Origin of the sequence: Desulfatiglans anilini DSM 4660, assembly GCF_000422285.1 — a bacterium.
GTDB lineage: Bacteria > Desulfobacterota > DSM-4660 > Desulfatiglandales > Desulfatiglandaceae > Desulfatiglans > Desulfatiglans anilini.
On sequence record NZ_AULM01000053.1, the window covers coordinates 1 to 17,817 of the forward strand.

Consider the following 17,817-nt stretch of genomic DNA (forward strand, 5'->3'; position numbering starts at 1 on the left):
AAGCTGATCACGCCGATTGCGATGGAGAAGGAACTGCGGTTCGCCATCCGTGAGGGCGGCAGAACGGTCGGCGCCGGCGTCATCAGTGAAATTATTGAATAAGGAATATGCGAATGTTAGCCAACCAGAAGATCCGGATACGCTTAAAGGCTTATGACCACAAGCTGCTTGATCAGTCGGCGATGGAGATCCTTGAAACGGCCAGGGAGACGGGTGCGCGGGTTGCCGGGCCGATCCCTTTACCGACGGTCATCAATAAATATTGTGTGTTGAGATCTCCCCATGTAAACAAGAAATCGCGAGAGCAGTTCGAAATAAGAACCCATAAGCGGCTTCTGGATATTCTCGAGCCAACCCAGCAGACGGTCGACGCCTTGATGAAGCTGGATTTGGCTGCGGGTGTGGATGTGGAGATCAAACTCTAGAGGTGAAAAGAGGTTAGACGGCCGCCGTGCCGGGCTGCGGATTGGAGCTGATTCAGATGCTTAACAGGCTACTTGGAAAAAAGATAGGCATGACACGTGTTTTTGTCGAGGAAGGCAAAAGCGTACCGGTGACGCTGCTGAAAGTGGGCCCCTGCGTTGTTGTGCAAAAGAAGACTCCGGAGAAGGATGGGTACGCCGCTGTCCAGGTTGGCTATGAATCGAAGCCCGAGAAGCGGCTCAACAAGCCTTTGCAAGGGCACTTCAAGGCTGCAGGCAAAGGTGGATTCGCTCATCTGCGCGAGGTGAAGGTGGACGACCCTCAGATGTTCGAGCTCGGACAGGAGATTACGGTAGATGTTTTCTTCCCTGGCGAGACCGTTAACATCGTCGGCACGAGCAAAGGGCGCGGCTTTGCAGGCGTTATGAAAAGATGGGGATTTGGCGGCGGCCGGAAGACGCACGGAAGCCGGTCTCACCGGGTTCCGGGATCCATTGGCTGCAACACCACCCCCGGTCGTGTGATCAAGGGCAAAAAACTGCCGGGTCGAATGGGGACACAGCGCCTGACGGTCAAGAACATCCGGGTGGTCGATGTGCGCCCTGAGATGAATCTGCTTATGCTCAAGGGGGCCGTTCCCGGGAGCCGGAACAGCATCGTCGAGATCTGCAAGGTCTGAATCGGGTAGGGTGAGAGAACAGAGGCTTAGAATGACTCTTATAGACGTATACAATCTTCGGAAAGAGAAGATTTCTGAAACGGAACTGAAGGATGAGATCTTCAGCGTGCCGGTCAAAGAGCATGTCCTGCACGAGGTCGTGGTTTCTCAGGTGAACCGGCGCAGGGCTGGAACTGCGGCTTGTAAGAGCCGTTCCCTTGTGAATGCCTCAACGCGGAAACTATACAGACAGAAGGGGACCGGAAGGGCGAGAGCGGGATCGGCTTCTTCACCGACGCGGCGTGGCGGAGGGGTCGCCTTTGGACCCCAGCCGAGGGCGTACGTGAAAAAGGTGAGCAAGAAGGTACGCAAGGCCGCCTTGCGGATGGCGCTGAGCGACAAACTGACAGGGAGCCAACTGTTCATTGTCGAGGATTTCAGTCTGCCTGAGATCAAGACGAAGTCGTTTGTCGGGGTCATGCGCCGTTTCGATGTCACGAAGGCCTTGATTGTAACTGCCGATAAAAACGAGAAACTGGAGAAGTCTTCAAGGAATGTTCCCTGGGTGAAGGTCCTACGTTCAGAGGGGTTGAATGTGTACGACCTCCTGAAGTTCGACCATCTGTTCCTTGAGAAGCCTGCCATCGACAGGATAGAGGAGGCACTGATATCGTAGTGGACACCTATCAGGTCATCGAAGCCCCGCATATCACCGAGAAGTCCGGGCTGCAGAAGAGCCAGGCCAACCGAATTTCTTTCAAGGTGCACAAGCACGCGAACAAGATCGAGATTCGAAAGGCGGTCGAGAAGCTTTTCAAGGTAAAGGTTCTTGATGTCCGCACGGTGAATGTACAGGGTAAAAAGCGCCGTGTCGGTCGCCATTTCGGGAAGCGTTCCGACTGGAAAAAGGCGATTGTCAAACTTGCGCCCGGCGAAAATATTGAATTATTCGAAGGACTTTAAACCCGGAGACGGGGCCGAGAGGGCGCTGCGGAGAATATAGCATGGCTATAAGAAAACACAAGCCGACCTCCCCTGGAAGGCGATACCAGACGACATCGACATTCGAGGAAATCACCAAGAAAGAGCCCGAGAAGACTCTGCTGAGGCCGCTCAAGAGTTCCGGTGGACGGAATGCGCTAGGCAGATTGACTGCCCGCCATAAAGGGGGCGGACACAAGCGTCGCTACCGGGTCATTGACTTTCATAGAGAGAAGGATTCAATCCCCGCCAAGGTCGCTGCAATCGAGTACGACCCGAACAGGGGTGCCCGGATCGCGCTTCTGCATTATGCCGACGGCGAGAAACGGTATATCATCGCGCCCCACAAACTCCAGGTCGGCGACCAGGTATTCTCTGGACCCGAAGCGGAGGTTCGGACGGGGAATTGTCTGCCACTCAGGTTGATCCCTTTGGGGACGCATATTCATAATATCGAAATGAATCTCGGCCATGGGGGCCAGATGGTCCGGAGCGCCGGCGCCTATGCGCAGCTCATGGCTAAAGAGGGCAAGTACGCCCAGATCAAGCTGCCTTCTGGTGAAGTCAGAGCGGTTTTGCAGGACTGCCGCGCTACCATCGGTCAGGTTGGTAATCTGGAGCATGAGATCCTGTCGGCTGGCAAGGCCGGAAGGAACCGTTGGCTGGGCAAGCGTCCTCATGTGAGAGGCGTTGCCATGAACCCGGTAGACCATCCGCATGGGGGCGGCGAGGGGAAATCCTCTGGAGGCCGTCATCCTGTGACCCCATGGGGCGTTCCGACAAAGGGTTACAAGACCCGAGTCAGGAAAGCCAGCGATAAGCTCATCGTTAAGCGAAGAAGCAAAAAGTGATTTAGTGGTATGGCCGTCCCGCTCGACCCGCTATGGTGTTTGGTCGGAATACGGCTACCGAGCGTGAGGAGGAATAACTTTGCCGAGATCCCTGAAAAAAGGTCCTTTTGTGGACGACCATCTGTTGAAAAAGGCGCAGGTGGCTGCAGAAACGCAGAGCAGGAAGATCATCAAGACGTGGTCCCGCAGGTCGACCATACTACCGGAATTTGTCGGACTTACCTTCGCCGTTCATAACGGTAAGAAGTTTTTGCCCGTCTTTGTTTCGGAGGACATGGTAGGGCACAAGCTGGGCGAATTTGCACCGACACGCACCTTCTATGGTCATGCCGGGGACAAGAAATCGAAACTCAAGGGCAAGAAAAAGTAGCCTGCGGGTATTAAAGCTGAAGGCAAAGAGATGGAAACGACTGCAAAAGCAAGGTTTGTGCATATCTCCCCGCAGAAGATCCGGCTGGTCATGGACGAAGTGAGGGGAAGAAGGGTTGACGAGGCGGTTCAGAGGCTTGGCTATGCCCCTCAGAAAGGGGCGCGTATCCTTCGGAAGCTGGTTCAGTCTGCGATTGCCAATGCGGAGCAGAATGCCGGGGCTGACGTGGACAGACTATATATCAAGCGTATTTACGCCGATGAAGGGCCTCTGATGAAGCGGTGGAGACCGAGAGCGCTCGGTCGTGCGACGCGTATCCGAAAGCGGACGAGCCACTTGACGGTTGTTCTGGATGAGGCATAGGCAGCCTGCAAGCTACTACTCCCCGGGGGTTGCTGACGTGTGCGGAAGATTATGACCGCGGGGAGGGGTGAGACACAGGGTTTTTTTGAGATGATGAGTCGGCCGCTGTCACGGCGGCTGTAATGCTTGACCATGCTGGAGGTGTCAATTGGGACAGAAAGTTCATCCCGTCGGTTTCAGGCTGGGGATCAACAAGAACTGGGATTCAAGGTGGTTTGCGGGGAAGGAATACTCCGAATTCGTGCTCGAAGATTTCAAGATCCGCAAATTCCTCAAGGAGAAGCTCCAGCAGGCTGGTGTCGCAAAGATTGAGATTGAGCGGGCTGCAAGCAAGATCCGGATTCGGATTCACACCGCAAGGCCTGGCATCGTAATCGGCAAGAAGGGCACTGAGATCGAGAAGTTGAAGAGGGAGCTCGAGAAGCAGGTCAAGCGTGAGATTATCGTGGATATCCAGGAAGTGCGGAAGCCTGAGGTGGAAGCTCAACTTGTTGCTGAGAACGTGGCAATGCAGCTCGTGCGGCGGATCGCTTTTCGCCGAGCGATGAAAAAGGCTGTCAGCTCCTCCCTGCGCTTCGGAGCGCAAGGCATCAAGATCGCGTGTGCGGGACGGCTTGGCGGTGCTGAGATGGCGCGCCGTGAATGGTATCGAGAGGGCAGGGTTCCGTTGCATACCATTCGTGCCGATGTCGATTATGGCTTCGCCAAGGCCTTTACCACTTATGGCGTGATAGGAGTCAAGGTAACCATCTTCAAGGGTGAGATACTCCCTGAAAAGAGCAAGAAGGAATAGATGTTATGCTTAGCCCTAAGAAGGTCAAATATCGCAAGAGACAGAAAGGCCGCACGAAAGGGAAGGCCATGCGTGGCAACACCCTCGAATTCGGGGACTACGGGCTGCAGGCGGTGGAGTGCGGGCATATGAGCGCACAGCAGATCGAGGCCGCCCGTGTCGCAGTAACGCGTCATGTCAAGCGTGGCGGCAAGATTTGGATTCGGATCTTTCCGGATAAGCCCATCAGCAAGAAGCCTGCAGAAACGCGGATGGGCAAGGGGAAAGGAGCGCCCGAAGCCTGGGTGGCGGTCGTGAAGCCCGGGAGAATTCTTTACGAGCTTGAAGGTGTAGCCGAAAATGTTGCAGGGGAGGCATTTCGTCTGGCCGGATTTAAGCTTCCTTTTGCAACCCGCTTTGTCAGCAGGAGATCATGACGCGATGAAGGCGAAAGAATTGAGAGATCTGAGTGCGGGTGAATTGCGGCAGAAGGAGAAGGACCTCAGTCAGGAGCTGTTTAATCTGAGGTTTCAGAAGGCTACGGGCCAGCTCGGGAATACGGCAATGATCTGCAAGACCAAGCGCGACTTGGCAAGGGTCAAGACGATTCTTGTGGAAAACAAAACGCGCAATATGACTGACTAGGGCGAGGAGACGATGGCAGAGCGAGGCTTACGCAGAAAACTGGTCGGCACCGTTGTCAGTAATAAGATGGACAAGACGGCTGGTGTCATTGTCGAGCATTTGACCCGTGATAAGAGCTACGGGAAATACCTCCGCAGACATGCTAAATATCTGGCGCATGACCCCAAGAACCTATGTGAAATTGGGGACAAGGTTCGCATCGTCGAAAGCCGACCCCTCAGCAAGCGGAAGCGATGGCAAGTGATCGAGATTCTTGAGAAGGCAGTGACGCTTTAGCGGTTAACAGGTCTGTGGTTGGAGACGACATATGATACAGATGGAAAGTCAGCTTAAAGTGGCGGATAACTCCGGCGCTAAACTCCTGTCTTGCATCAAGGTCCTTGGGGGAGCAAAGAGGCGTTATGCCGGTGTAGGCGACATCATCGTCGTCTCGATCAAGGAGGCGATGCCAAACTCGAAGGTGAAGAAGGGCGACGTGGCCAAAGCGGTCATCGTCAGGACCAAGAAGGAGATCCGTAGGCCGGATGGATCTTACATCAAATTTGATGACAACTCCGCCGTTCTTATCAATACGCAGAAAGAGCCGATCGGAACCCGAATCTTCGGCCCGGTGGCCCGGGAACTGCGGGCCAAGAATTTTATGAAAATTGTTTCGCTTGCACCCGAGGTGCTGTAGATGCCCCGAGGACCGTTGCGGATAAGGAGCCTTTAAAGTGCTGAAGAAACATCCTACAATCAAAAAGAATGACAAGGTAATGGTCATCGCCGGCAAGGAAAAAGGAAAGATCGGTACCGTGCTCAAAGTCGATTCTGAAAAGGGGCGGTTGATTGTCGAAAAGGTAAACGTGGTCAAGAGGCATGCCAAGCCGAACCCGCGCACGGGACAGGGTGGGATCATCGAGAAGGAGGCTTCCTTACACATCTCGAACGTCATGGTCGTGTGCAACAAGTGTGCTGAGGCGACGAGGATCGGCAAGCGTGTCCTTGAGGACGGAACAAAGATCCGAACCTGCAGGAAATGTGGGGAAGCGGTGGACGCCTGATATGGCGGGGCGTCCTGGTTTATTTCCGATTCCTGATGGATCGGCTTCGAGGAGGACAACGTGTCTCGATTGAAAGAAAAGTATGAGACTGAGGTAGTACCCGCCCTGATGAAGGAATTCGGTTACACCTCCATCATGGCAGTCCCCAGGATAGAGAAGGTTGTGTTGAATATGGGGCTTGGCGAGGCGATTCAGAACATCAAGGTGCTGGATTACGGTATCGACGAACTGACACGAATTGCCGGTCAGAAGGCACTCATAACAAAGGCGAAGAAATCCATCGCCGGTTTCAAACTGCGCCAGGGGATGCCCATCGGATGCATGGTGACCCTTCGGCATGTGCGGATGTTCGAGTTCCTTGATAAGCTGTTCAATATCGCCTTGCCCCGTGTGCGCGATTTCCGTGGAATTTCGGACAAAATCTTTGACGGAATGGGGAATTGCAGCATCGGGATAAAGGAGCATATTATTTTCCCGGAAATCGAGTATGACAAGATCGACAAGGTAAAGGGCATCAATATCTCGATTGTGTCCAGTGCCAGGACCGATGACGAGGCCCTGTTCATGTTGAAACAACTTGGAATGCCATTTCGTAATTGATAGGGGGTTATTTTGGCTCGGACATCGCTTATTGTAAAGGCACAGAGAAAGGCCAAATTTTCCACACGTAACTACAATCGTTGCCCTATGTGCGGCCGCAGCCGGGCATATCTGAGAAAATTCGGCATCTGCCGGATATGTTTTAGAAATCTGGCCTTGAGCGGTGAGATACCCGGCGTGGTCAAATCCAGCTGGTGAGAATGGATGGCCCTTAACGAGAATGGTATGAAGGAGTTTTTGGGATGACAATGACGGACCCCATCGCGGACATGCTCACTCGCATCAGAAACGCCTTGCGCGCGTCTCATGAAGTCCTGGATGTACCCGCCTCAAGAGTGAAGTTGAATATGGTGAAGGTGCTGAAATCCGAAGGGTATATCAAAAATTTCAAAATGGTTTCCGACGGGCGGCACCGACAGATACGGATCTTTTTACGCTATGACAAGGACGGCTCTCCGGTGATAGACGGGATCAAACGGGTGAGCAAACCGAGCTGCCGCGTTTATAAAGGACATGAGGAGATACCGCCTGTTCTGAATGGATTGGGTATCAACATCGTGTCCACATCCAAGGGGATGATGACGGACCGCGAGGCCATGAAGCAGGGGCTCGGCGGCGAGATCCTTTGCGCTGTCTGGTAATCGCGGTTGTATTTGGGAATAGCGGAGGTTTGAATGTCTCGTATAGGGAAAAGGCCGATACCGAACCCGGAGAAGGTGTCCGTCAGTATCGATGGAGACGAGATCAAGGTGCGTGGACCGAAAGGGGAACTTACCCGGCCGCTCCACCCCAAAGTCAAAGTGGAGGTCGGTGAAAATGACATCCGTGTCAATGCGGTTGATGATTCGCGCGAAGCCCGATCAGTCCACGGCTTATACAGGGTCTTGATCGACAACATGGTGACGGGTGTGACCAAAGGCTTTGAAAGAACGCTGGAAATCGTCGGAGTCGGGTATCGGGCAGAACTGAACGGTCGCGTTGCGGTTCTGAATCTCGGATACTCCCACCCGATCCAATTCGAACTTCCTGATGGGATCGACGCCCGTATCGAAAAGACCAAGATTGTGCTCAGTGGGATCGACAGGGAGAAATTGGGTTTAACGGCAGCCAAGATCCGTCATTTCAGGCCCCCCGAGCCGTATAAGGGAAAGGGCGTAAAGTATGCTGAGGAGCAGATCAAACGGAAGGCCGGTAAGGCTGGCGGGAAATAGGCGACCGTTGGTTCCGTCGTGTTGCGCCCGATTGGCTGTGGTTTCCTGACGTGCTTAAGGCAAAATATCGTGGAAGAGGTTGACTAGATGGGATCTGTAAGCAGTGCCGAAGCTAGAAAAAGAAGGCAGAGGCGGGTTCGAAAGAAGGTGCTGGGTACCTCGGAGAGGCCGAGACTATGTGTTTTTCGAAGCTCCAGGCACATATACGCCCAGATTATAGACGATTCGACCGGAAGTGTGCTCGCCCAGGCCTCAACGGTGTCGAAAGACCTTAGAGAGAAGCTGCCGCAGCCGAAGGGAAATGTCGGAGAAGCGGCTCTGATTGGCTCCGAGATCGCTCAGAGAGCGCTGGAAAGGGGCATCCGCAGCGTTGTTTTCGACAGAAACGGCTTTCTGTACCATGGGCGGGTGAAGGCACTATCTGAAGCGGCCCGCGGTCAGGGGCTGGAATTCTAAATGGGTTTTTTTCCAGGGCCCGCGCCCTCCATGCAACCTGTCAAATAAATTCGGGAGAGTGGCATTGTTCAAAGAAGAAGAAGGAAAAGAACTGATTGAAAAGGTCGTGCACATCAACCGTGTGGCGAAGGTCGTCAAGGGTGGGCGGCGGTTCAGCTTCAGTGCGCTGGTGATCGTCGGCGACGGCAGAGGGACGGTGGGAACTGGCCTTGGAAAGGCGAACGAGGTTCCCGAGGCGATAAAAAAGGGCGTCGAGAGGGCGAAGCGGGACATGAAGAAGGTTTCGCTCGTGGACACGTCTATCCCGCACGAGATCGTCGGACAGTGGGGTGCCGGGAGGGTCCTTTTGAGGCCCGCAAGGGCCGGAACCGGGCTGATCGCCGGGGGCGCAGTGCGTGCTGTTCTCGAGGCCGCCGGAGTTCAGAATATTCTCACGAAATGCCTTGGCTCCCATAATCCGCATAATATCGTCCGGGCGACGGTTGTGGGGCTGCGCTCACTCAGGGGGCTGGAGGAGATTGCGCGCCGCAGAGAGAAGTCTCCCGAGGAATTAATCCGCTAGGAACCAGAAGAGAAGGCATACGATGGCAGCAGACACGATCAAGGTTACGCTTGTGAAGAGCGGCATCGGGAAGGACCGCAGGATGCGTGAAACGCTGAAGGGTTTGGGCCTGACGCGGCTCAACAAGACTGTAGAGTTGAAGAATACCCCCGCGATCCGCGGCATGATCAACAAGGTGTCGTTTCTTGTCAAGATCGATTAGCCAGCTAGGGAAACGCTATGAAACTAAATGAACTGAGGCCCGCAGAGGGATCGAGGAAGAACCGTAAGAGAGTCGGCAGAGGACCAGGATCCGGGCACGGCAAGACTGCCTGCCGTGGCAGCAAGGGGCAGCGGTCACGCTCGGGGGGCGGTGCGAGCCCTGGATTCGAGGGGGGGCAGATGCCCTTGCAGCGACGTCTTCCGAAGCGTGGGTTCAAGAATCCCTTCAGGACTGAATTTTCAGTGGTCAATCTGGAGGTTTTGAATCGGTTTGAGCGCGATGCCACGGTAGACGTAGAGGCTTTGCAGCAGGCCGGGCTCCTTCGGAAAGATCGCGCCGGGGTGAAGTTGCTCGGCAACGGAGAGTTGCAGCACCCAATGGTGGTGCGCGTTCATCGGGTCAGTCGGTCGGCCAGAGAGAAAATCGAGGCGATCGGTGGCAGGGTAGAGATCATCTAACCCGCGGAGGGGTGCGTTGATAGGCGGCTTTCAGAACATTCCCAAGATTCCGGAGCTCAAGAAGCGGATCCTGTTTACGCTCATGATGCTGGCGGTATACCGGCTTGGATGTCATATTCCGACCCCCGGGATCGACGGCACTGCGCTTGCTGCTTTTTTCAACGCGCAGCAGGGAACGCTTTTCGGTCTGTTTGATATGTTTTCCGGAGGAGCGCTGAGTCAGATGTCCGTGATGGCGCTCGGCATTATGCCTTATATCAGCGCCTCCATTATCATCGAACTGCTGTCTGTCGTAATTCCCTATCTTGAAAAGTTGAAAAAGGAAGGCGAGCAGGGGCGGAAAAAGATCGTTCAGTACACTCGCTACGGTACAATCGTCCTCAGCGTGATCCAAGGCTTCGGTATTGCGGTCGGGCTGGAGAGGATGTCAAGCCCCGGCGGCGCAATGGTGGTTCCGGCGGGGGGTTGGGGTTTCCGCCTTTTGGCAGTCGTGACATTGACAGCCGGAACAGCGTTCCTCATGTGGCTCGGTGAGCAGATCACGGAGCGAGGAATAGGGAACGGGATTTCTCTGATTATTTTTGCCGGCATCGTGGCGGGCTTGCCTGTTGCGGTGGTGAACACCTTCCGTCTAATGGGAACCGGTGAGATCGCGCCGTTCTTCATGGTGCTTTTGCTGGCATTCATGATCGTCGTGATTGGAGTGATCGTTTTTGTCGAGCGAGGGCAGCGCAGGATACCGGTTCAATATGCCAAACGGGTGGTAGGGCGTCGTATGTACGGAGGACAGAGCACCCATCTGCCGCTGAAGATCAATACGGCCGGGGTTATCCCGCCGATCTTCGCATCGTCGATTATCATGTTCCCGGCGACGATTGCCAATTTTTTGAACGTTGAAAAAATTCCCTGGTTGCAGGCGGTCGTAAACACCCTTTCTCCCGGACATATCGTCTATACTTTGATATACGTTGCCTTCATATTCTTTTTCTGCTATTTTTACACGGCTGTGCACTTCAATCCAGTTGATGTCGCAGACAATATGAAGCGCTACGGCGGCTTTATTCCAGGTATCAGGCCCGGGAAGAACACCGCCGAATATATCGATCGTGTTTTGACGAGAATCACGTTCGCTGGGGCGATTTATGTGTCGCTTATCTGCATATTGCCTGAGATATTGATTTACCGGCTCAATGTGCCTTTTTACTTTGGTGGAACGGCGTTGCTGATCGTTGTCGGTGTGGCTATGGATACGACAAATCAGATTGAGTCGCATATGTTGACGCGTCATTATGAGGGCTTCATGAAAAAGGGTTTTGGAAGGACGCGTTAACGTCTATGGCGGTGAACCATACACGGGGGGCCTGAGAGGGGGTATGGCGAAAGAAGAGGCAATTGAGGTTGAGGGTGTTGTCATCGAGACGCTTCCCAATGCCATGTTTAGGGTTGAGCTCAAAAACGGCCACAGGGTCTTGGGGCATATTTCGGGGAAGATGCGGATGCATTTCATCAAGATTTTGCCCGGAGACACGGTGGTTGTCGAGCTTTCGCCATATGATTTGACGAGAGGCCGGATCGTTTATCGGGGTCAAAAGTAGCAGGAAGCAAGCCAGAGGAAGGATAATGGATCATGAAGGTTAAACCGTCGGTGAAGCGTATTTGCAAAAAATGCAAAGTGGTGAAGCGTAAAGGTGTCGTGCGCGTCATTTGTGAAAACCCGCGTCACAAGCAGCGGCAGGGTTGAGCCATGGATAGATGCGGCGGAGGTTGTCGCTTCGCTGCTGAACGGTTGCGTTTACTATTCGCTTAGAAAAAGGAGTAGAGGATTGGCTAGAATTGCTGGTGTCGATTTGCCTAAAGGGAAACGAGCCGAAATCGCCCTCACCTATATTTACGGCATCGGCCGCACGACATCCCAGAGGATCCTTTCCGAGGCTGGGATTGATTGGGATACGAAATCGGACGATTTGAGCGGCGAGCAGGTGACGCAGATTCGGAAGATCATCGACGAGCATCATAAGGTTGAAGGTGATCTGCGCCGCGAAGTGTCCATGAACATCAAGCGGCTGATGGATCTTGGCGCGTACCGTGGTTTGAGGCACAGAAAAGGGTTGCCTGTCCGCGGGCAAAGGACAAGTACCAACGCCCGGACGCGCAAGGGTCCGAGACGTGCCGTAATGGGGAAGAGAAAGAAATAACGATACGAAGGGTGCGAGATGGCTAAGACCGCTAGGAAAAGAGGAAAGGTCAAAAAGGAAAAAAAGAACGTCCCTACTGGGGTGGTACACATTCAATCCACATTCAATAATACCATCGTTACGGTTACCGACCCCGATGGGCGGGTCATCGCGCAATCGAGTGCGGGCAGATCAGGATTCAAGGGATCCCGGAAGAGCACGCCTTTCGCGGCGCAGCTGGCGGCGCGTGATGCGATCCGGCAGGCTATGGACCAGGGTATGAAGACTGCCGAGGTGCGCGTGAAGGGTCCCGGTGTGGGTCGGGAGGCAGCGCTGCGCGCTCTGCAGGTCGAAGGTTTCAGTGTCAACATGATCCGCGACGTGACCCCCATTCCGCACAACGGCTGCAGGCCCCCGAAACGGCGCAGGGTCTGAGGCATGGATCGACCTCATCCCTGGGCGGGTATCTCGGCGGGAGAGGATCGAGTGAAGATAACACACTGGATTTTTTGAGGAGGGGCTGTTTTGGCCAGATATTGTGGCTCGTCCTGCAGATTATGTCGGCGGGAAAATCTTAAATTGTTCCTGAAAGGTGATCGTTGTTACAGCGATAAGTGTGCTTTTGAGAGGAGGCCGTACGCGCCTGGACAGCACGGCCAGCGGCGTGGGGGAAAATACTCTGACTACCGGACCCAGCTTCGTGAAAAGCAGAAGGTGAAGCGTATTTACGGCGTGCTTGAGAAGCAGTTTCGGGGATATTATTACCGTGCTGACCAGGCTAAGGGGATCACGGGTGTGAATCTTCTCATGAGCCTCGAAGCGCGTCTAGACAATGTTGTCTACAGGATGGGATTCGCCAGTTCACGGACTCAGGCGCGGCAGTTGGTAAGGCACGGCCACTTTCTCGTGAATGATAGAAAAGTGAACATTCCCTCCTATCAGGTGAAGCCGGGTGATGTGATCAAGGTGCATGCGGAGAGCCAGAAGGTTCATCAGATCGTCGATGCGATGGAGACGGTGTTGCGGCGTGGCATCCCAAATTGGGTCGAGGTGAACAAGAGCGATTTCAGCGGTACACTGAAGTCCCTGCCCAACCGTGAGGATTTGACGATGCCGATCCAGGAACAGCTGATCGTTGAGCTCTATTCGAAGTAGGACAGGGCTGGGTGTTGGTTGTCTGGAAGACGGATTTGCTTTGTCGACGAAAGACTTCGGAACCTTTGCATAAAAGAAGATGGGGGAGACCTCTTGGTAGCTCTGAAAAGCAAAAACTGGCGGGAACTGATCAAGCCCCGGCGGATTGAGATCGATCCTGAGACTTATACGAACTCGTACGGGAAGTTCACCTGTGAACCGCTGGAGAGAGGTTTTGGTATTACCATTGGCAATTCCTTGAGGCGGATACTGCTGTCTTCGCTCCAAGGTGCAAGTATCGTTAGCGTGAAGTTCGATGGAGTGTTGCACGAGTTTTCGACGATCCCCGGTGTTTATGAGGATGTAGCCGACATTATCTTGAACCTGAAAGAGGTCAAGCTTAAACTCCTCGAGGGGGAGGAGGCCGTGATTCGACTTTTGCGTGAAGGGAAAGGGAAAGTAACGGCTGGTGATATTGAAACCGGTGGATTGGTCGAGATTCTGAATACGGAACAACTTATCGCCACCCTCAATGCAGAGGCGCGCCTGGACATGACCATGGTGGTGCGGACTGGGAAAGGGTATGTGCCTGCTGAGCGGAACAAAGGGCGTGAGGAGGAGATCGGTGCGATAGCGATAGACGCGATCTTCTCACCCATCGAAAAGGTGAATTATGTCGTCAGCAACGCGCGCGTCGGGCAGATTACCGATTACGACAAACTGACGCTCGAGGTCTGGACTGACGGGAGCATCTTTCCGGAAGACGCGGTTGCTTACGCTGCAAAGATTCTGAAGGAACAGATGAACCCGTTCATCAATTTCGAGGAAGAACCCGAACCGGTGGAAGAAGAGGTGGAGGAGCGGGAGGAGAAACTGAACGAGAATCTTTTCAGGCCCGTCTCCGAACTCGAATTGTCCGTCCGGTCCGCCAATTGTCTCAAAAATGCGAATATCCGGCTTATCGGGGAACTGGTTCAGAAGACAGAGGCCGAAATGCTCAAGACAAAAAATTTCGGGCGCAAGTCTCTGAACGAGATCAAGGCGATTTTGGAAGAAATGGGCCTTTCGTTGGGAATGAAGCTCTCGAACTTCCCTGATGCATCGGAGCTTGAGTTGCCGGATGACGAAGATGGAAAGGAAGAGGGTGAGGACGAATGAGGCACAAGAATTCAGGGAAACAGTTGAGTCGAAACTCCAGCCATCGCCGGGCGATGCTGCGGAATATGGTCACTTCCCTGTTTGCGCACGAGCAAATCCAGACGACTGACACGAAGGCGAAGGAGATCCGTCCGATTGCAGAGAAGATGATTACGCTCGCGAAACGGGGTGATTTGCACGCGCGCAAGCAGGCTATCGCTTATCTGCAGGAGAGCAGGGTTGCGCACCGGCTTTTCGAGGAGCTCAAGCCGCGCTTCACCGACCGTCAGGGAGGGTATGTGCGGATTGTCAAAAGCGGCATCCGCAAAGGGGATGGCGCGCCTTTGTCTATCATTCAGCTTGTGAATATGAAGGAGAAGGCCAAGGGGCAGGCGAAGCAGGGGTGATGCTGACCTTGTCTTAGGCCCTGCTGAGGTGGAGGGCGGAAGGGGAGATCCACTCGCATGATTGCTGATGGGTTTACAACAGAAACCTCCTTGCCGGACGACGGTAAGGGGGTTTTTTTTGAGAGGTTCCAGTGAGGAAATTCAACCATAAGGATCTTCTCGGTATGGGTCAGCTGTCGGTTGATGATATCCAGCTTATCTTAGACACCGCCGATTCGTTCAAGGATATCTCTTCGCGCGAGATCAAAAAGGTGCCGACGCTTCGCGGCAAGAGCATCGTGAATTTCTTCTATGAGGCCAGCACGCGGACCAGGACATCCTTCGAGGTGGCCGCGAAGCGTCTCAGTGCCGACACATTCAGTCTGTCGGCATCGACGAGCAGCATGGTGAAAGGCGAAACGCTGATCGATACGGGCCGCAATTTGCAGGCGATGAGTCCGGACGTGATCGTCATACGCCATTCGTCGAGCGGTGCCCCGCACCTGCTTGCGAAGGGGGTCAAGGCGTGTGTCGTAAATGCCGGGGACGGGATCAACGAACATCCGACCCAGGCCCTCTTGGATTTGTATACGATCCGGGAGAGAAAGGGTCGTATTCGAGGCTTGAATATTGCCATCATCGGGGATATTGCCCACAGCCGGGTCGCCCGTTCGAACATGATCGGACTTACGAAGATGGGGGCGCGGGTGACGATCGGAGGTCCGCCGACCATGATTCCGCTCGGGATGGAAGCCTTTGGGGTGGAAGTCGTCCCTGATCCGCGAGAAGCGATCGGGGACAAGGATGTTGTCATGATGCTGAGGATCCAGTTGGAGCGGCAGCGGCGAACCCTTTTTCCGAGTCTTCGCGAATATTCCGCCGCCTTCGGGTTGGACAGCGAGGCCCTCAAATCCGCCAAGCCTGATTGCGTCATCATGCATCCTGGTCCGATCAACCGCGGCGTCGAAATCTCGTCGGAGCTCGCTGACAGCCCCGCATCGCTGATCCTGGATCAGGTTGCCAACGGGGTCGCGGTGCGCATGGCTATCCTTTATCTGTTAATTGGAGGATCTAAGGCGGATGCTGTGGATAAAGAACGGGCAGCTGGTTGATCCTGTCCAAGGTGTGATCGAACAGGTTGACCTGATCATTGAAGAAGGGGTTGTCACTCACCTTCCCCCAAGGGGCGTGTTCAAGCCTGAGGGAGACCAGATCGAGGTCATTGATGCAGCGGGCAAAATGATTGTCCCCGGGCTGCTGGATATGCATGTTCACTTGCGGGAGCCTGGTTTTGAATACAAGGAGACCATTGCGACCGGGACACTTGCCGCCTTGGCCGGAGGTTTCACAGGGTTGGCGTGCATGCCTAATACCGCTCCCCCGAATGACTGCCGTGCGGTGACCGAGTTTATTCTGAAGAAGGCGGAGATGGCCGGATTTGCGAAGGTTTATCCGATTGCTGCCATCAGCGTCGGCCAGAAAGGGGAGGTGCTGACAGAATTCGGTGATCTGAAAGAGGCCGGGGCGGTTGCTGTCTCGGATGACGGTTTTCCCGTTGCCAGCAGTGAACTGATGAGGCGTGCTTTGGAGTATGGCCGGTATCACGGCCTCATGGTCATATCTCATTCCGAAGATCGGACCCTGAGCGGGGACGGGGTGATGCACGAAGGGGTCGTTTCCACCCGGATCGGACTGGCGGGCATACCGGATGCGGCTGAAGATATTATGGTGTACAGGGAAATCTCCCTTGCGCGCCTGACCGGATGCCCTGTTCACATTGCGCATGTGAGCACCGCGAACTCTGTTGAGCTGATCCGCCGGGCTAAGGAGGAAAACCTCCCCGTCACAGCAGAAACCGCACCGCATTATTTCAGCCTGGACCACAACGCCTTGAGGGGTTACGATACCAACGCAAAGGTGAATCCGCCTCTGCGGGCGCTCAAGGATGTTTCGGCGATCAAGCGCGGATTGGCCGATGGGGTGATTGATGCCATCGCTTCGGACCATGCACCGCACAGCATTCTGGAAAAGGAAATTGAATTCGACAAGGCGGCCTTCGGATTGATCGGCCTCCAAACTACGCTGCCCCTGACGCTGGCGTTGGTCCGGGAAGGCGTGTTGGGCCTGCCGGAGGCGATCGCCAAGCTCTCGCTGCGGCCCTCGAGGATCCTGGGACTGGAGGGCGGCCAGCTCAAAGTGGGGTCCATCGCTGATCTGGCTGTGATCGATCCTGATATCGAGTATGAATTCAAGGCCGCCGATGTGCTTTCCAAGAGCAAGAATTCGCCGTTCATCGGAAAGGTGCTCAAAGGCCGGAATGACCTGACCCTGATGGGAGGAAAGGTCGTCTGGCGAAGCATGTCATAGCGTCCGCCCCACAGCCTTTTTACGGACAGTCAAGACTTCCTCTCTGTGATGGGGGTCCGCAATCCATGCTTCGCTGAAAGACCTCATGCGGAATTGCCATCATCAATTTAAGCGCCGATGCCGTGATCTGAATGAGCCGATCAGGCTGCTGAAGAGCATCCATCTGCTGCATTTCACTTTTCCCGTTTCAGCTCGGCAGAGCTGAATGTGCGTTTGGTTCAGGGGAATTTCGCAACTCTTGCATCCGGCCATTTTGCAGCCAGCTATTATCTTCTGAAATCATCCCAGATGAACAGTGCCGGGCGAAGAGACCTTTGCCACGTGTTCCATGCTCCAATCCCCCGCAGTCCTTTCCCGATAGGCCGAAAATCATCCAAAAACCAGACGGGTTCCCTTCGAAAATAATCTTTTCCTTTCACACTGTTCGGGTTTACGGGCACCCCGCCTCGCGGCGGGTCCCGGTTTGTTCAGCTTCTATAAAATCCATTGATTGCGCAGAGAAAATCTGTAGCTCACTGGAGAAGCAAACGCCCAGACAGACTCTGCGATGCCTATCAATGAACATTTCCGGATGGAAAAGAGGCCGCCCCTATTCCGGATCGAAGGGGTTTTCAAAGGAAATAAATCTCGAGCAAACAGCATGGTCTTTAACCCAAGTTTGCCAAAAATCCCAGATTGGGGGTTATTTTGGCCCTAAAATCAACCTATCTACAGACATAAGTAGTTGATTTTTCAGTATTCAGGCCTTGTTTTTGGCGTCTGTAGTGACCCATCGCTGCATTTTCTGCTTTACAGGCGGCTCTATAAGTGGTATGCCTCTGAGCATGTATATTAAACGGGTACGTAAATCCAATCGCCACTCCAAGAAGGTCTACGAGTATTTGCATCTCGTCGAAAACGTTCGGACAAAGAACGGACCGAGACAGCGCTTGATACTCAACCTCGGAACCGTCGACCTCTCACCGGAACACTATAAAGACCTGGCCAACTGCATCGAGGCCATGCTGAGCGGCCAGCAGCATCT

The 17,817-nt window shown here is 54.2% G+C and carries 33 protein-coding genes; all 33 read left to right on the plus strand.

The window, feature by feature from the left end; genetic code table 11:
* Positions 1 to 102 (plus strand): EF-Tu C-terminal domain-related protein (locus H567_RS28055; protein ID WP_153306282.1); only part of this gene is annotated, 102 nt, incomplete at its 5' end.
* An 11-nt stretch (positions 103 to 113) separates the two neighbouring features.
* The gene (rpsJ, locus tag H567_RS0119370; RefSeq protein ID WP_028322656.1) at positions 114 to 425 is read left to right on the plus strand and encodes a 30S ribosomal protein S10; all 312 of its coding nucleotides are present in this window, start codon (positions 114 to 116) and stop codon (positions 423 to 425) included.
* Positions 426 to 481: 56 nt separating this feature from the next.
* Positions 482 to 1,102, plus strand: a complete 621-nt coding sequence (gene rplC / locus H567_RS0119375) for a 50S ribosomal protein L3 (RefSeq protein WP_028322657.1) — start codon at positions 482 to 484, stop codon at positions 1,100 to 1,102.
* A gap of 31 nt (positions 1,103 to 1,133) precedes the next feature.
* The gene (gene rplD, locus H567_RS0119380; protein WP_028322658.1) at positions 1,134 to 1,757 is read left to right on the plus strand and encodes a 50S ribosomal protein L4; all 624 of its coding nucleotides are present in this window, start codon (positions 1,134 to 1,136) and stop codon (positions 1,755 to 1,757) included.
* A complete protein-coding gene (locus tag H567_RS0119385; RefSeq protein ID WP_028322659.1) occupies positions 1,757 to 2,044 on the plus strand; it encodes a 50S ribosomal protein L23 in 288 nt (95 codons plus the stop codon). Before rplD ends, H567_RS0119385 begins: the two co-directional genes overlap by 1 nt.
* 41 nt (positions 2,045 to 2,085) lie before the next feature.
* The gene (gene rplB, locus H567_RS0119390) at positions 2,086 to 2,913 is read left to right on the plus strand and encodes a 50S ribosomal protein L2 (RefSeq protein ID WP_028322660.1); all 828 of its coding nucleotides are present in this window, start codon (positions 2,086 to 2,088) and stop codon (positions 2,911 to 2,913) included.
* A 79-nt stretch (positions 2,914 to 2,992) separates the two neighbouring features.
* The gene (gene rpsS, locus H567_RS0119395) at positions 2,993 to 3,283 is read left to right on the plus strand and encodes a 30S ribosomal protein S19 (RefSeq protein WP_028322661.1); all 291 of its coding nucleotides are present in this window, start codon (positions 2,993 to 2,995) and stop codon (positions 3,281 to 3,283) included.
* A 30-nt stretch (positions 3,284 to 3,313) separates the two neighbouring features.
* Complete coding sequence (rplV, locus tag H567_RS0119400; RefSeq protein ID WP_028322662.1) at positions 3,314 to 3,646, plus strand: 50S ribosomal protein L22; 333 nt, start codon at positions 3,314 to 3,316, stop codon at positions 3,644 to 3,646.
* Between the two features lie 148 nt (positions 3,647 to 3,794).
* Positions 3,795 to 4,439, plus strand: coding sequence for a 30S ribosomal protein S3 (gene rpsC, locus H567_RS0119405; protein ID WP_028322663.1), 645 nt, complete (start codon positions 3,795 to 3,797; stop codon positions 4,437 to 4,439).
* Positions 4,440 to 4,444: 5 nt separating this feature from the next.
* Positions 4,445 to 4,855, plus strand: a complete 411-nt coding sequence (gene rplP / locus H567_RS0119410) for a 50S ribosomal protein L16 (RefSeq protein WP_028322664.1) — start codon at positions 4,445 to 4,447, stop codon at positions 4,853 to 4,855.
* Between the two features lie 4 nt (positions 4,856 to 4,859).
* Complete coding sequence (rpmC, locus tag H567_RS0119415) at positions 4,860 to 5,063, plus strand: 50S ribosomal protein L29 (protein WP_028322665.1); 204 nt, start codon at positions 4,860 to 4,862, stop codon at positions 5,061 to 5,063.
* A 12-nt stretch (positions 5,064 to 5,075) separates the two neighbouring features.
* A complete protein-coding gene (gene rpsQ / locus H567_RS0119420) occupies positions 5,076 to 5,339 on the plus strand; it encodes a 30S ribosomal protein S17 (protein WP_028322666.1) in 264 nt (87 codons plus the stop codon).
* A gap of 31 nt (positions 5,340 to 5,370) precedes the next feature.
* Positions 5,371 to 5,739 (plus strand): 50S ribosomal protein L14, encoded by a 369-nt coding sequence (gene rplN, locus H567_RS0119425; RefSeq protein WP_028322667.1) that lies wholly within the window; start codon positions 5,371 to 5,373, stop codon positions 5,737 to 5,739.
* Positions 5,740 to 5,776: 37 nt separating this feature from the next.
* Positions 5,777 to 6,106, plus strand: a complete 330-nt coding sequence (gene rplX, locus H567_RS0119430; protein WP_028322668.1) for a 50S ribosomal protein L24 — start codon at positions 5,777 to 5,779, stop codon at positions 6,104 to 6,106.
* 60 nt (positions 6,107 to 6,166) lie between these two features.
* Complete coding sequence (rplE, locus tag H567_RS0119435; protein WP_028322669.1) at positions 6,167 to 6,706, plus strand: 50S ribosomal protein L5; 540 nt, start codon at positions 6,167 to 6,169, stop codon at positions 6,704 to 6,706.
* A 12-nt stretch (positions 6,707 to 6,718) separates the two neighbouring features.
* On the plus strand, positions 6,719 to 6,904 hold the full coding sequence (locus H567_RS28060; protein WP_084517601.1) for a type Z 30S ribosomal protein S14: 186 nt from the start codon (positions 6,719 to 6,721) through the stop codon (positions 6,902 to 6,904).
* 44 nt (positions 6,905 to 6,948) lie between these two features.
* Positions 6,949 to 7,347 (plus strand): 30S ribosomal protein S8, encoded by a 399-nt coding sequence (rpsH, locus tag H567_RS0119440; protein WP_028322670.1) that lies wholly within the window; start codon positions 6,949 to 6,951, stop codon positions 7,345 to 7,347.
* A 33-nt stretch (positions 7,348 to 7,380) separates the two neighbouring features.
* The gene (gene rplF, locus H567_RS0119445) at positions 7,381 to 7,917 is read left to right on the plus strand and encodes a 50S ribosomal protein L6 (RefSeq protein ID WP_028322671.1); all 537 of its coding nucleotides are present in this window, start codon (positions 7,381 to 7,383) and stop codon (positions 7,915 to 7,917) included.
* An 87-nt stretch (positions 7,918 to 8,004) separates the two neighbouring features.
* The gene (gene rplR / locus H567_RS0119450) at positions 8,005 to 8,373 is read left to right on the plus strand and encodes a 50S ribosomal protein L18 (RefSeq protein ID WP_028322672.1); all 369 of its coding nucleotides are present in this window, start codon (positions 8,005 to 8,007) and stop codon (positions 8,371 to 8,373) included.
* Positions 8,374 to 8,431: 58 nt separating this feature from the next.
* Positions 8,432 to 8,935 carry a 30S ribosomal protein S5 gene (gene rpsE, locus H567_RS0119455; RefSeq protein ID WP_028322673.1) on the plus strand — a complete coding sequence of 168 codons (504 nt, stop codon included), beginning with the start codon at positions 8,432 to 8,434 and terminating at the stop codon, positions 8,933 to 8,935.
* A 22-nt stretch (positions 8,936 to 8,957) separates the two neighbouring features.
* Entirely contained in the window at positions 8,958 to 9,137 is a 180-nt protein-coding gene (rpmD, locus tag H567_RS0119460; RefSeq protein ID WP_028322674.1) for a 50S ribosomal protein L30, read from the plus strand.
* Positions 9,138 to 9,154: 17 nt separating this feature from the next.
* A complete protein-coding gene (gene rplO / locus H567_RS0119465) occupies positions 9,155 to 9,595 on the plus strand; it encodes a 50S ribosomal protein L15 (RefSeq protein ID WP_028322675.1) in 441 nt (146 codons plus the stop codon).
* Between the two features lie 16 nt (positions 9,596 to 9,611).
* Complete coding sequence (gene secY / locus H567_RS0119470) at positions 9,612 to 10,925, plus strand: preprotein translocase subunit SecY (protein ID WP_028322676.1); 1,314 nt, start codon at positions 9,612 to 9,614, stop codon at positions 10,923 to 10,925.
* 43 nt (positions 10,926 to 10,968) lie between these two features.
* Complete coding sequence (gene infA / locus H567_RS0119475) at positions 10,969 to 11,190, plus strand: translation initiation factor IF-1 (protein WP_028322677.1); 222 nt, start codon at positions 10,969 to 10,971, stop codon at positions 11,188 to 11,190.
* Positions 11,191 to 11,222: 32 nt separating this feature from the next.
* Positions 11,223 to 11,336 carry a 50S ribosomal protein L36 gene (rpmJ, locus tag H567_RS28065; RefSeq protein ID WP_084517603.1) on the plus strand — a complete coding sequence of 38 codons (114 nt, stop codon included), beginning with the start codon at positions 11,223 to 11,225 and terminating at the stop codon, positions 11,334 to 11,336.
* 82 nt (positions 11,337 to 11,418) lie between these two features.
* On the plus strand, positions 11,419 to 11,790 hold the full coding sequence (gene rpsM, locus H567_RS0119480) for a 30S ribosomal protein S13 (protein WP_028322678.1): 372 nt from the start codon (positions 11,419 to 11,421) through the stop codon (positions 11,788 to 11,790).
* An 18-nt stretch (positions 11,791 to 11,808) separates the two neighbouring features.
* Positions 11,809 to 12,204, plus strand: a complete 396-nt coding sequence (gene rpsK, locus H567_RS0119485) for a 30S ribosomal protein S11 (protein ID WP_028322679.1) — start codon at positions 11,809 to 11,811, stop codon at positions 12,202 to 12,204.
* Positions 12,205 to 12,294: 90 nt separating this feature from the next.
* On the plus strand, positions 12,295 to 12,924 hold the full coding sequence (gene rpsD, locus H567_RS0119490; protein ID WP_028322680.1) for a 30S ribosomal protein S4: 630 nt from the start codon (positions 12,295 to 12,297) through the stop codon (positions 12,922 to 12,924).
* Between the two features lie 102 nt (positions 12,925 to 13,026).
* Complete coding sequence (locus H567_RS0119495) at positions 13,027 to 14,061, plus strand: DNA-directed RNA polymerase subunit alpha (RefSeq protein ID WP_035255372.1); 1,035 nt, start codon at positions 13,027 to 13,029, stop codon at positions 14,059 to 14,061.
* Positions 14,058 to 14,447: a 50S ribosomal protein L17 gene (gene rplQ / locus H567_RS0119500; RefSeq protein ID WP_028322682.1), complete on the plus strand. Its 390-nt coding sequence runs from the start codon at positions 14,058 to 14,060 to the stop codon at positions 14,445 to 14,447. Before H567_RS0119495 ends, rplQ begins: the two co-directional genes overlap by 4 nt.
* 131 nt (positions 14,448 to 14,578) lie before the next feature.
* On the plus strand, positions 14,579 to 15,538 hold the full coding sequence (locus tag H567_RS0119505; RefSeq protein ID WP_028322683.1) for an aspartate carbamoyltransferase catalytic subunit: 960 nt from the start codon (positions 14,579 to 14,581) through the stop codon (positions 15,536 to 15,538).
* The gene (locus H567_RS0119510) at positions 15,507 to 16,793 is read left to right on the plus strand and encodes a dihydroorotase (RefSeq protein WP_035255370.1); all 1,287 of its coding nucleotides are present in this window, start codon (positions 15,507 to 15,509) and stop codon (positions 16,791 to 16,793) included. Before H567_RS0119505 ends, H567_RS0119510 begins: the two co-directional genes overlap by 32 nt.
* Before the next feature lie 824 nt (positions 16,794 to 17,617).
* The coding region (locus tag H567_RS28070) for an IS1634 family transposase N-terminal domain-related protein (protein WP_492211718.1) at positions 17,618 to 17,817 on the plus strand (200 nt) is incomplete at its 3' end.